The sequence below is a fragment of the Caballeronia sp. SL1002 genome (genome assembly GCF_057814995.1).
The window spans coordinates 1,587,295-1,599,851 of sequence record NZ_JBYMUW010000002.1; the positions used below are offsets into that span (position 1 = coordinate 1,587,295).

General features: G+C 64.0%; 12 protein-coding genes. 3 read left to right on the top strand and 9 right to left on the bottom strand.

Annotated elements, in window-relative coordinates; translation table 11 throughout:
- Positions 1 to 35: 35 nt before the first annotated feature.
- Both AC3D25_RS09980 and AC3D25_RS09985 read right to left on the bottom strand, forming a co-directional pair.
- Positions 36 to 920 carry an alpha/beta fold hydrolase gene (locus tag AC3D25_RS09980; protein WP_488888245.1) on the bottom strand — a complete coding sequence of 295 codons (885 nt, stop codon included), beginning with the start codon at positions 918 to 920 and terminating at the stop codon, positions 36 to 38.
- 68 nt (positions 921 to 988) lie between these two features.
- A complete protein-coding gene (locus AC3D25_RS09985) occupies positions 989 to 1,801 on the bottom strand; it encodes a ferritin-like domain-containing protein (protein ID WP_488888246.1) in 813 nt (270 codons plus the stop codon).
- Between the two features lie 183 nt (positions 1,802 to 1,984).
- On the opposite strand from AC3D25_RS09985, the gene AC3D25_RS09990 reads away from it, so the two are divergent.
- The 3 genes from AC3D25_RS09990 (at position 1,985) to AC3D25_RS10000 (ending at position 4,008) form a co-directional block, all read left to right on the top strand.
- Positions 1,985 to 2,509, top strand: a complete 525-nt coding sequence (locus tag AC3D25_RS09990) for a gamma carbonic anhydrase family protein (protein ID WP_488888247.1) — start codon at positions 1,985 to 1,987, stop codon at positions 2,507 to 2,509.
- 47 nt (positions 2,510 to 2,556) lie between these two features.
- Positions 2,557 to 3,501 carry an Hsp33 family molecular chaperone HslO gene (gene hslO, locus AC3D25_RS09995; protein ID WP_488888248.1) on the top strand — a complete coding sequence of 315 codons (945 nt, stop codon included), beginning with the start codon at positions 2,557 to 2,559 and terminating at the stop codon, positions 3,499 to 3,501.
- Positions 3,502 to 3,630: 129 nt separating this feature from the next.
- Positions 3,631 to 4,008: a hypothetical protein gene (locus tag AC3D25_RS10000; RefSeq protein WP_488888249.1), complete on the top strand. Its 378-nt coding sequence runs from the start codon at positions 3,631 to 3,633 to the stop codon at positions 4,006 to 4,008.
- An 84-nt stretch (positions 4,009 to 4,092) separates the two neighbouring features.
- Here AC3D25_RS10000 and ftsB read toward each other — a convergent pair whose 3' ends face one another.
- The 7 genes from ftsB to AC3D25_RS10035 form a co-directional block, all read right to left on the bottom strand.
- On the bottom strand, positions 4,093 to 4,551 hold the full coding sequence (gene ftsB / locus AC3D25_RS10005; protein ID WP_488888250.1) for a cell division protein FtsB: 459 nt from the start codon (positions 4,549 to 4,551) through the stop codon (positions 4,093 to 4,095).
- A gap of 90 nt (positions 4,552 to 4,641) precedes the next feature.
- Entirely contained in the window at positions 4,642 to 5,925 is a 1,284-nt protein-coding gene (gene eno / locus AC3D25_RS10010) for a phosphopyruvate hydratase (protein WP_488888251.1), read from the bottom strand.
- Between the two features lie 98 nt (positions 5,926 to 6,023).
- The gene (locus tag AC3D25_RS10015; RefSeq protein ID WP_488889658.1) at positions 6,024 to 6,308 is read right to left on the bottom strand and encodes a DUF1330 domain-containing protein; all 285 of its coding nucleotides are present in this window, start codon (positions 6,306 to 6,308) and stop codon (positions 6,024 to 6,026) included.
- Positions 6,309 to 6,402: 94 nt separating this feature from the next.
- Positions 6,403 to 7,257: a 3-deoxy-8-phosphooctulonate synthase gene (kdsA, locus tag AC3D25_RS10020; protein ID WP_488888252.1), complete on the bottom strand. Its 855-nt coding sequence runs from the start codon at positions 7,255 to 7,257 to the stop codon at positions 6,403 to 6,405.
- Complete coding sequence (gene pyrG / locus AC3D25_RS10025) at positions 7,254 to 8,939, bottom strand: CTP synthase (protein WP_488888253.1); 1,686 nt, start codon at positions 8,937 to 8,939, stop codon at positions 7,254 to 7,256. Before pyrG ends, kdsA begins: the two co-directional genes overlap by 4 nt.
- A 137-nt stretch (positions 8,940 to 9,076) precedes the next feature.
- Positions 9,077 to 9,919 (bottom strand): alpha/beta fold hydrolase, encoded by an 843-nt coding sequence (locus tag AC3D25_RS10030; protein ID WP_488888254.1) that lies wholly within the window; start codon positions 9,917 to 9,919, stop codon positions 9,077 to 9,079.
- Positions 9,920 to 9,968: 49 nt separating this feature from the next.
- On the bottom strand, positions 9,969 to 12,527 hold the full coding sequence (locus AC3D25_RS10035; RefSeq protein WP_488888255.1) for a ComEC/Rec2 family competence protein: 2,559 nt from the start codon (positions 12,525 to 12,527) through the stop codon (positions 9,969 to 9,971).
- Positions 12,528 to 12,557: the final 30 nt, after the last annotated feature.

Sequence of the window (12,557 nt, forward strand, 5' to 3'; positions counted from 1 at the left end):
CTACTGCAACGCATCACAGCCGGCCCCGCATGGATTTACGCGCAAAACGCATCGATCAGCGCCGCGACCTGCTCGGGCTGATCGTGGTGAATCATATGGCCGGCGTCGTCGATAATTTTCTCGCGCCAGTCGGGGAACGCCGTAAAACGCGCCTTGAATTCGCCGATCGGCACGTCGCCCGCGATCGCCGCGAGCGTCGGCGAATTCGCGGCCTCGACGTGCAACACGCGCGCGGTCACCTTCGACCAGACCGCCATCACCTCGTCCACCCGATACAACAGCGGCCCGCGCTGCTTGTGAGCGGGATCGGCGAGAAGTTCGTAGCGCCCGGTGCCGTCCTCGCGCGACCAGTGCGGCGCGAGATACGCGGCCCGCTCGGGCGCGAGACGCGGATTCGTGCGGATCAGGCGCGCGGCGACCTCCGCAAGCGACGCATACGTGCGCAATTCGGGCGGCGCGCGCAGATCGTCGAGCCACGACGCAAGCCGCGCGGGCGCCTGCGACGGCGACGCGGCGGCCAGCCCAAACCCTTCCAGATCGACCACGCGGCGCACGCGCCCGGGCCGCGCGCCCGCGTACAGGCCGACGACGTTCGCGCCCATGCTATGGCCGACCAGATTCACCTGGCCCGCCGGCGCATAGTGATCGAGAAGCGCGTCGAGATCGGCGAGATAGTCGTGGAACCAGTAATGGCCGCCGCCCTGCGCCGCCGCCGGCCAGTCCGACAGCCCGAAACCGCGCGCGTCGGGCGCGATCACCTGCCATCCGCCACCGAGCGCCTCGGTCACGAAATGAAACGACGCAGCCACGTCCATCCAGCCGTGCAGCATGAAAAGCTGCGGCGCGTCGCGCGGGCCGGATCGGCGGACATGCAGGCGCACGCCGCGCACGGTCACGAATTCTGAAACGGTATCGCTCATGGTCGTCCGGCTTTTCGAAAAGAATGATCGTTCGATTGTAGCTGCGGCGCTTATTTTCGAGACGCTTTTCAGCCGTCCAGTCCGGCCAGCGCGCGCAGTTCGGCTTCGTCGAAACCGGCGTCGCGGCGGGCCTCGAAGTTGAACGGACCGCGAAGTTTTGGCGCGTGATACTGGGTGGCGAGTTCGGCGTAGGCGGCGTGCGGATCGCGTGCGGCGCGCTCGCAGAGGAACCGGAACCAGCGATTGCCGATCAGCACATGACCGATTTCGTCGCGGAGTATCACGTCGAGAATCGCCGCCGATTCGTGGTCGCCCGCTTGCGCGAGGCGGGCTCGGATTGGCGGCGATGCGTCCAGTCCGCGTGCTTCGAGCGTGCGCGGCACGAGCGCCATGCGCGCGAGAACGTCGCTGCGTGTGCGCTCGGCCATGTCCCAGAGGCCGTCGTGGGCCGGAAAATCGCCGTAGACATGGCCGAAAGCGGCCAGCCGCGTGGTGAGGAGCGTGAAATGGTGCGCTTCCTCGGCGGCGACTTTCAACCAGTCGAGATAGAAATCGGTGGGCATCGACGAAAAGCGCCAGACGGCGTCGAGCGCGAGATTGATCGCGTTGAATTCGATATGCGCGAGTGCGTGCAGCAGGACGGCGCGCCCGGCGTCCGATTGCATCGAGCGGCGCTTGAGCGACGACGGTTCGACGAGCGGCGGCGCGTCGGGGCGCCCTGGCAAGCCGGAAGGCGCATCGATGTGCGCAGCGGGATCGACGGCGAGCGCGCCCGAATGGAAATCGGCGTAAAGCTGACGCGCGCGGACGGCTTTCACGGCCGGATCGCGTTCGATCAGCACCGCGAGCGCGGCGGAGCGTGCTTCAGATTGAGTGCGCATAAGACGAGAACGTAGGCAATTCCGCGTTGAGTGCCGGCGCACGGCGGGATTTTTCGCCAACCGGCTAAAATAGCGCCTTGGCGCGGACAGGGGCCGACAAGAGCGCCGGTTCGCGATGTGCGGCATTGTAGCGCCCGGGCCCGCGACGCACACCGCGGCCCGGCGCGACCATCAGGAGACAGCGTGGCAATTTACAAACTCGGCGATTTCGCCCCGAATATCCACGAAAGCGTGTTTCTCGCGGACAGCGCGACCATCATCGGGCAAGTGACGCTCGAAGAAAATTCGAGCGTGTGGTTCGGCGCGTCGCTCCGCGCGGATAACGAGCCGATCACGATCGGGCGCGGCAGCAACGTGCAGGAAGGCTCGGTTCTCCATACGGACCCCGGCTTTCCGCTGACGATTGAAGCGAACGTCACGGTCGGCCATCAGGCGATGCTGCACGGATGCACGGTCAAGGAAGGCGCGTTGATCGGAATTCAGGCCGTGGTCTTGAATGGAGCGGTCATTGGCCGCAACTGTCTGGTTGGCGCGGGCGCGGTGGTGACGGAAGGCAAGGTTTTCCCCGACAACATGCTGATTCTCGGCGCGCCGGCGAAAGCTGTGCGCGAGATCACGGAAGAAGACATCGCCCGCATGCATTCGGGCACGAAAAGTTACGCGGACAAGCGCGACTATTACAAGGCGGAACTCGTGCGGATCGGCTAATCCAATTCGCACGTTCAAGTTGGCCGCCGTTATCAAGGACCAACGTTGTGAACGACCAGCTGCAAAAATTCATGTTCAATTCGGCGCCGGTGCGCGGCGAGATCGTTTCGCTGCGAAACACGTGGCAGGAAGTGCTCGCGCGCCGCTCGTATCCCGCGCCCGTGCGCAACCTGCTCGGCGAGATGATGGCGGCGTGCGCGTTGCTGTCGGCGAATCTGAAGTTCGACGGCACGCTCATCATGCAGATCTACGGCGACGGTCCCGTGGCGATGCTCGTCGTCCAGTGCAATTCGGATCTGTCGCTGCGCGCAACGGCGAAGCTCGTCGACAACGCCGTCATCACCGACGACATGCTTCTCCCCGCTCTGCTCAACCAGAACGGCCAGGGCCGCTGCGTCATCACGCTCGATCCGCACGACAAGAAGCCGGGCCAGCAGGCTTATCAAGGCATCGTGCCGCTGTCGGGTCTCGACGGCCCGCTCGCGTCGATGGCCGAGGTGCTGGAACACTATATGCATCACTCGGAACAGCTCGATACGCGCATGTGGCTCGCCGCAAACACGGATCGCGCGGTCGGGATGCTGCTGCAAAAGCTGCCGGGCGACGGCGGGATCGTGCCGCATCCGGGTGAACACGACGCCGACACATGGCAGCGCGTCTGCCATCTCGGCGGCACGCTTTCGAATGAGGAATTGCTGAAGGAAGAACCGGAAACGGTTTTCCGGCGGCTCTTCTGGCAAGAAAAAGTGCAGCATTTCGAACCGGCGCCGGCGCGTTTCCAATGCACCTGCTCGCGAGAGAAGGTCGGCGGCATGCTGAAAATGCTCGGTCGCGAGGAAGTGGATAGCGTGATCGAAGAGCGTGGACACGTCGAAGTGCATTGCGAGTATTGCAATCAGCGCTACGAGTTCGATCCGGTCGATGTGGCGCAACTTTTTGTCGCAGGCGAACTCTCACAAGGTGTGAGCCAAGCGCCCGAACAGCGTCATTGAGGCTTGATCTACAACGGTTTTTGCGCGGTTTTTAGTCGATCGGACCGCGCTGGCCGCAACCTGCAACCGCGTTCGGCAACGCGCTATGATTTACGTTTCGTCTGATTGTCCGGCCCGCTGGAGGTCGATATGAAACCCTTGATTAACGTGTTGTCGGATCGCCGTTTGTCCCTGCTTGCTGGTGCGCTGATCGGTGCGTCGATGCTCGGCGGATGCATGATGGATCCGCCGGGGCCGTCGCCGGTGTATAGCCGCTTGCCGTCGGCGCAAACGCAGTCCGCTCAGCCGCTGTCGAAGGATGAGCAAGAGCGCTACAACCAGATCGACGCGCAAGCCCTCGCCGATCAACAACACGCCATGGCCGCCGATGCCGCCGCGCAGGCGTGGTCGCAATATTACCGGCCGCCTGTCAGCGTATATGGAAGCTACTACGGCGGTGGCGGCGGATGGGGCCACGGCTGGGGAAGCGGCGTCGGGATCGGTTACAGCACGGGATACGCTTGGTGAGATGTGCCTTGAGCGGTTGATGAAAAAAAAGCGCAGTTCTTTCGAACTGCGCTTTTTTTACGCCCATTTTTACGCCCAATCGTTTCAGCCAGCCGATTTCTTCTTGGCCGCGTCTTCCTTTTCCTTCGTCGCCTTGCGCTCGAAGGCGCGGCGCTCTTCCTTCGATCGCGAAACAGGATTCGGCACCACGCGCATCGGCGCAGCGGAAACCTGACCGCGCGTCGACGTGTTAGCCCCTGCCGCGTTGGCGGAATTAGCGGGCGCGGGCGAATTCGGCGAGACGAACTGCACGAATACCTCGCTGTCCTTCACCATGCCCATTTCATAGCGCGCGCGCTCTTCAACCGCCGCCGTACCGTTTTGCAGATCCTGCACCTCGCCCTGCACGCGCTCGTTGCGCAGTTTGAGATCGGCGTTTTTCTGGGTTTGTTGCGCGAGCTGACCTTGCAGTTCGTGAACGCGCAACCAGCCACCATGCCCCCACCAAAGCGGATATTGGATCAGCGCCAGCAGGAAGATGAGGACGACAGTAACAAGCCGCATGTAGGGAGCCGAAATAAGCGCCGCCCCGCGTCTCAAAAAACGCAGGGCGGCGGGCTGAAAAGTTAACTAACGTCCAATTGGCCGAAAGCTTTAGCGCAAGTTGTAAAACGCCGACTTGCCCGGATAGCTCGCGATATCGCCCAGGTCTTCCTCGATACGAAGCAGCTGGTTGTACTTCGAGATACGGTCGCTGCGCGACAGCGAGCCGGTCTTGATCTGGCCTGCGTTCAAGCCGACCGCGATATCCGCGATGGTCGAGTCTTCGGTTTCGCCCGAACGGTGCGAAATCACGGCCGTGTAGCCCGCGCGCTTCGCCATTTCGATCGCCGCGAAGGTTTCCGTCAGCGTACCGATCTGGTTGATCTTGATCAGGATCGAATTGGCGATGCCCTTGTCGATGCCTTCCTTCAGGATGCGCGTGTTCGTCACGAAGAGATCGTCGCCGACCAATTGGATTTTCTTGCCGAGCTTTTCGGTGAGAATCTTCCAGCCGTCCCAATCGCTTTCGTGCATGCCGTCTTCGATCGACACGATCGGGAATTTATCGGCGAGCGTCGCCAGATAGTCGGCGAATTCCGTCGATGAAAGTTGCAGCCCTTCGCCCGCGAGCTGGTACTTGCCGTCGTGGTAGAACTCGCTCGCCGCGCAGTCGAGCGCCAGCAAAACGTCTTCACCCGCGCGATAACCGGCTTTTTCGATAGCTTGCAGGATGGTCGACAGACATTCGTCGTTGCTGCCGAAGTTCGGCGCAAAGCCGCCTTCGTCGCCGACCGCCGTGCTCATGCCGCGATCGCTCAGGATCTTCTTCAGCGCATGGAACACTTCGGCGCCGCAGCGCAGCGCTTCGCGGAAGGTCGGCTGGCTGACCGGCACGATCATGAATTCCTGGATGTCCAGGCTGTTGTTCGCGTGCGCGCCGCCATTGACGATGTTCATCATCGGGACCGGCAGTTGCATCGCGCCAGAGCCCCCGAAATAGCGGTAGAGCGGCAGGCCCGCTTCTTCGGCAGCCGCTTTCGCGACAGCCATCGAAACCGCCAGCATCGCGTTCGCGCCGAGGCGCGATTTGTTCTCGGTGCCGTCGAGTTCGAGCAGCGTTTTGTCGAGGAACGCCTGTTCCGACGCGTCGAGGCCCATGATGGCTTCGGAAATTTCGGTGTTGATGTGCTCGACGGCCTTCAGCACGCCCTTGCCGCCGTAACGGCCGGTCTCGCCGTCGCGCAATTCGATCGCTTCGCGCGAACCCGTGGATGCGCCCGACGGGACGGCTGCGCGTCCCATCGTGCCCGATTCGAGCAGGACGTCGCATTCGACAGTGGGGTTTCCTCGCGAATCGAGAATCTCGCGGCCGATGATATCTACGATAGCACTCATGGTTTCCTCAAGAAATGACGGTGAATTCTTTCAGCCGGCGATCCAGCGTGACCGGCGTCTAGGGGACTTTTGACGGACCTGAGCGTGAATCGAACCGCTCAGACTCCTTCGACGACCATCAGGTTCATTCGCGCCGCCCCTTCCCGCGCGTTGCGCGCGAGTGCGTATTCGGCCGAATGATAAAACTGCTTCGCGGTAGCGAAATCAGCAAATTCGATCACCACGGTGCGCGCGTGGAACTCGCCTTCGAGCGTTTCGCTCTGGCCGCCACGCACCAGCACCTTGCCGCCGAACGCTTCCATCGCTTTCGTGGAGAGCGGCCGATAGTCGGCGTATTTCTCCGGGTCCGTCACATCGACGTTCGCGATGACATAGCCCTTCACCATTGCACTCTCCTCCGTCCGGATGTCACTCGGGTGACGTTTCTAATGGGTAATTCCTGACGCGAGCGCCGGTTCAGCGGCTCGCGGGTCAAACTTAGTTGAAGTCGTTTTCGAGGAACGGGCCGCGCTTCACGGCCTGATCGAGCGCGACCAGCGTTTCCAGCAACGCTTCCATGCGATGCAGCGGCACGGCGTTCGGGCCGTCCGACATCGCTTTCGCCGGGTTCGGATGCGTTTCCATGAAGACGCCCGCCACCCCAACCGCGACGGCCGCGCGCGCCAGCACCGGTACGAATTCGCGCTGACCGCCGGAACTCGTGCCCTGCCCGCCCGGCAATTGCACCGAATGGGTTGCGTCGAAAACGACCGGCGCCGCCGTTTCCCGCATGATCGCGAGCGAGCGCATGTCGGAAACGAGGTTGTTATAGCCAAACGATACGCCGCGTTCGCAGGCCATGAAGCGGTCTTCCGACAAACCGGCGTCGCGTGCGGCGTCGCGGGCTTTGTCGATGACGTTCTTCATGTCGTGCGGCGCGAGAAACTGGCCTTTCTTGATGTTCACCGGCTTCCCCGAACGCGCGCATGCGTGGATGAAATCGGTCTGGCGGCACAGGAACGCGGGCGTTTGCAGCACGTCCACGACCGAGGCGACCGCTTCGATTTCATGCTCCGAATGCACGTCGGTGAGCACGGGCAAGCCCAACTGCTTTTTCACTTCGCCGAGAATGCGCAGGCCTTCGTCCATGCCCGGCCCGCGAAACGTCTTGCCGGAGCTACGGTTCGCCTTGTCATACGACGACTTGTAGATGAACGGAATGCCGAGCTTCGCGCAGATTTCCTTCAGCCGGCCCGCGACGTCGATCGTCATTTGCTCCGATTCGACCACGCACGTCCCCGCAATAAGGAAAAACGGCTTGTCTAAACCGACTTCGAAATCACAGAGTTTCATGCCTGCGCTCCGATGGCGACGGGTGCGGCATCCGCCGGCTGCGCTTCGTGATGCGCGCGCGCGGCTTCGACGAACGCCTTGAACAGCGGATGGCCGTCGCGCGGCGTCGAGGTGAATTCCGGATGGAACTGCACGCCGACGAACCACGGGTGCATCGACTGCGGCAGTTCCATCATTTCCGGCAGATCTTCGCTCGGCGTGCGGGCGCTGATGATGAGGCCGCCCGTTTCGAGTTGCGGCACGAAGCGGTTATTCACTTCATAACGATGGCGATGCCGCTCGTTCACGTCCGAACCGTAAATGCGTTCGGCCATCGTGCCCGGCTTGATCGGGCATTTTTGCGAGCCGAGGCGCATCGTGCCGCCGAGATCGGATTCTTCCGTGCGCTTCTCGACGCGGCCCGCGCGGTCGTACCACTCGGTGATGAGCGCGACGACCGGGTTCTGCGTGTTCTGATCGAATTCCGTGCTGTTCGCGTCCGAAAGGCCCGCGACGTCACGCGCAAATTCGATCACGGCGAGCTGCATGCCGAGGCAGATGCCGAGATACGGCGTCTTCGATTCGCGCGCGTATTCGATCGCCTTGATCTTGCCTTCCGTGCCACGCCGGCCGAAACCGCCAGGCACGAGCACGGCGTCGAGATGACGCAAGCCGTCCACGCCTTCCGTTTCGATCTGCTCGGAGTCGATGTACTCGATGTTGACCTGAGTGGACGTGTGGATGGACGCATGCTTGAGCGCCTCGATCAGCGATTTGTACGATTCGGTCAGCTCGACATACTTGCCGACCATGCCGATCGTCACTTCGCTCTTCGGGCTCTCCAGCTTTTCGACGAGATTCGACCACATCGACAGGTCCGCCGGCTTCGGCGTCAGCTTGAGCTCTTCGCAGATGATCGCGTCGAGACCCTGATCGTGCAGCATTTGCGGAATCTTGTAGATGCTGTCGGCGTCCCACACGGAAATCACCGCATCTTCAGGGACATTCGAGAACATCGAGATTTTCGCGCGCTCGTCGTCCGGAATAGGACGGTCGGCGCGGCACAGCAGCACGTGCGGCGAGATGCCGATTTCGCGCAGCTTCTGCACGCTGTGCTGAGTCGGCTTCGTCTTGAGTTCGCCGGCGGTGGCGACCCAGGGCACGAGCGTCAAGTGCACGAAGCACGCGCTGTTGCGACCCATGCGCAGGCTCATCTGGCGCGCGGCTTCGAGGAACGGCAGCGATTCGATATCGCCCACCGTGCCGCCGACTTCGACGATCGCCACGTCCGGTTCGCCACACGTCGCGGAAGCCGCGCCGCGTTCGACGAACGCCTGGATTTCATTTGTGATGTGCGGAATGACCTGCACGGTCTTGCCGAGATACTCGCCCCGGCGTTCCTTGCGGATCACCGATTCGTAGATCTGGCCGGTCGTGAAGTTGTTGGCCTTGCGCATCTTCGTGCTGATGAAGCGCTCATAGTGGCCGAGGTCGAGGTCGGTTTCCGCGCCGTCTTCCGTCACGAACACTTCCCCGTGCTGAAACGGGCTCATCGTGCCGGGGTCGACATTGATGTAGGGATCGAGCTTGAGGAGAGTGACTTTGAGGCCGCGCGATTCGAGGATCGCGGCGAGAGAAGCGGCGGCAATACCCTTGCCGAGGGAAGAAACTACGCCGCCGGTGACGAATACATATTTGGTCATCGCTAGGTGCTCGCGGGAAAAACGGATTATACCGTAAAGCGACCCGCCAACCCAGCGCGCCGGGCGCAGTTTTTACACGCCCGCCCGCTCGAATTTGACGGAATCCACCGTTCGCGTCCGAGTTCGCACCAGACGATTCACGCCGGATTTTCAGCGTCCGACACCACCGCGCCCAGCCGGCTCAAAATCCGGTGTACGGCGCGCGCCGTTTCGATCGGATGCTCCATCGGGAACAAATGGCTGCCTTCCATCCACTCGAAATGCTCGCCGGCGAGCCGCCGCGTCATATCGAGTCCGACCTGGCGCACCTCGCGCGAGTGCGTCCCCGCGATGAACCCGACCGGCACCGGCGCGCCATGCGCGAGCCTCGCGCCGAGCGTGTGCGGCAGCGTGCGGTAAATCCGGTATTCCACCTCGCGGTCGAACGCGAGCGAGCGCGCGCCGGAATGATCGCGCGGCGGGATCGCGAAGTCGATGTAATCGGAGAGCATGCGCTCGTCCCAGCGCGCGAAGGCGGGCTTCGCGTGGAAGTGCCGCCACGCTTCGTCGCGGCTCGACCAGTGCATGCGGCGGTTGCGCGTCGCGGCGGCAGGCGAAAGCCGCTCGTCGAGCCCGGTCCATTGCGACACGCGCAGCAAACTGCTGCGCCAGCCGGAGATCACCGGCGAGTCCAGCATCACGACGCCTTTCACCCAGTGCGGGCGCTTGAGCGCCGCCATCATCGAAAGATAGCCGCCGAGCGAATGGCCGACGAGCCACGCTTTCGCGGGCGCCGCTCCTTGGGTATCGCGTTCGCGGGCGATATCGGCCAGCAGTTCGTCCACGAGATGCGGCCAGTCGCGCGTGACCGGATACCGCGAATCGTGGCCGAAGCGCTCGACGGCGCGGATCTCGTAGTCGTCGGCGAGTTCGGCGAAGATCGTCCGGTACGTCGATGCCGGGAAGCCGTTCGCGTGCGAAAAATGGATGATGTCCTTCAAGCGGCGATATCTCCGGTGAGCGATGCTTTACGAGGCTTCAATACGCCGATCAGCGCCCCATCCAGTAGCGCGCATGGGTCTGCCGGAAGCGCTCCAGCACGATATCGGCGCCGGCATCCGCGCTGATATCGACACGCGCGGCGCCGTCTTCATCGCTACGCGAAAGCGCGATGCCGCGTAGCCGGTAGCGCTCGAAAACCTGGGGGTGCGGGTGGTGAAAACGGTTGCGATAGCCTACCTGAAATACCGCCACGCGCGGCTCGACGGAATCGAGGAAAGGCTCGGTCGAGGACGTCTTGCTGCCGTGATGCGGCACCAGCAGCACGTCGGCTCTGAGCGCGGATTTTCCGCGCCGCAGCAGTTCGCGCTCGACATCCGCTTCGATATCGCCCGTCAACAGCGCCGAGCGGCCTGTTGCGCCTGTCACCTTCAGCACGCAGGACTGCTCGTTCGGCTTGCCGCGCAAGGGTCCGGCAAGCGGCCATAACACCTCGAACGCGACGCCGTCCCAGCGCCAGCGTTGACCCGCGACGCATCGAAGCGGCGCTGCGCCGCGCGTATCGGCGAGCGCCCACAACGGCTCGCGCGGCGGCAACGAAGCAAGAAACTGGCCGACGCGGACCGAATCGAGCACCGCCGGCGCGCCACCGGCGTGATCGGAATCGGAATGGCTCACGAGTAGCGTATCGAGCGATCCCGCGTCACTTCCTGGCGCGTGAGCCGTCTCGTTCGCGAACAGATACGGCACGACGATCCGCTCGCCCGCGCGCGTCGATTCAGGCCCGGGACCGGCATCGAAAAGCAGCGTGTGATGCGCCGTTTCGACGACGATCGACGCGCCCTGCCCGATATCCAGCGCGGTCAGCCGAAGCGCGCCCACGGCGATCGCGGGACCGCCCGGCGCGAGCAGCGGCAACCACGTAAGCGGCGCGGCGAACCGCAACGGCCAGCCGCGCGGCGTGAGCGCCCACGCGACGCCGAACGCAGCCGCGGCCATCGCGAACGCATCGGGACGAGGCAGCCGCCAGAGCGTCCACGGCGAGGCGGCGAGCGGCGCGAGCGCGTCGCACATGACGGCGAGCAAGGCGTGCGCGAGCCGATACGCGTGGATGTCGAGCGGCGCGGGCAGCAGCACGCCTGCGAGCACGCAGGGCGTGACGAGCGCGCTGATCCACGGGATCGCGAACGCATTGGCGAGCGGACCGATCAGCGGGATTTGCGAGAAAAACCAGACCGTGAGCGGCGCGAGAGCGATCGTGATCGCGTACTGGATGCGGGCCGCGCTCTTCATGCGACTGACAACCGAACGGGCGAAGCGAGCGAGACGCGGCCTGATGCTGGAGCGTGAAGGAGAAATAGCCGCCCCGTCCGCACGATCGATCGCTTCGGCATACGCCTCTTCATCGCTCGGCCCATCGAGTTCGCGCGCTCGCATCGCGTGACGGCCGTGTCCGGCGATTGCCAGCAAGATAGCCGCGACCGCGCAAAACGACAGCCAGAAACCCGCCGAGGTGACCGCCCACGGATCGGCGAGCAGTACGAGCGCAGCCGCCCACGCCAGCACGAGCGACGCGGCGGGCCGGCGCCCCGCCACGACCGCCAAGGCGACAAAGCACAACATCCAGAGCGAGCGTTGCGCCGGGATATTGAACCCCGACAACCCGGCGTAGAACGTGGCGAACGCAGCCGCCGCGATCGCCGATGCCTTCTGCGACGAAACCCACAGCGAAGCCGGCATGCCGCGCCAACGCAGCCGCCGCCAGGCAAACCCCGCCAGCGCCGCCGCGAGCCCCGCGACAAAGCCAATGTGCAGTCCCGAAATCGCGACCAGATGGCTCGTGCCGGTGCGCCGCATGAGCAGCCAGTCGTCGTCGCTGACCGCATCCTGCGCGCCGACCGCCAGCGCCACGACGATTCCCCGATGCGCCGCCTCGCCCAGCGCCGTGTCGACGCGATCCCGCACGAACGCGCGCCAGCGATCGAGCGCGATCCGCAGACCGTGCGCATCGCCGGCCAGGCGGCGGGCGGGCAGCGCGGTCGACACATATCCCGTCGCGCGGATGCCGCGTTCGAGCAGCGCGGCTTCGGCATCCCGCGCGCCGAAATTCGCGTTTCCATGCGGCCGCTGCAGGCGCGCGGTCAGCGTCCAGCGCTGTCCCGCCCGCAACTTCGGAGGCTCGCCGCCGGATTGCGCCGAACCCCGCACCCGACGCGCCGCGAACCACGACAACTGTATGAGCGGCGGAAAATGCGCCGCGCGTGAACCGTTCGATTCCACTTCGAACAGAAAGCGCGTGCCGTCGGGAGCGCGCGCAGGCAGACCGCGCACAAAGCCCGTCAGTTCGAGATCGCGGCCTTCGAGCGCGAGCGGCAGCGCGTCCGAGAGACGCAGTTCCGCGCGCCCCGCCGCGTAGCCGAAACCCACGACGCACGCCGCGCAAGCGACCGCAGACCACTTAAGCGCCGGCCGGTCCCGAAAGAAACGCGCCAGTAATGCCGTACCCGTCAACGCGCCAACAACAACGCACCAGCCAATCCATCCCGGCAACAGCGATTGCTGCTGGAGGCACGCGACGCCCAGCGCAAAGCCCAGCAAAATTCCACGCACGCCCGCACCTCGTCACGTTGACACGCGAGC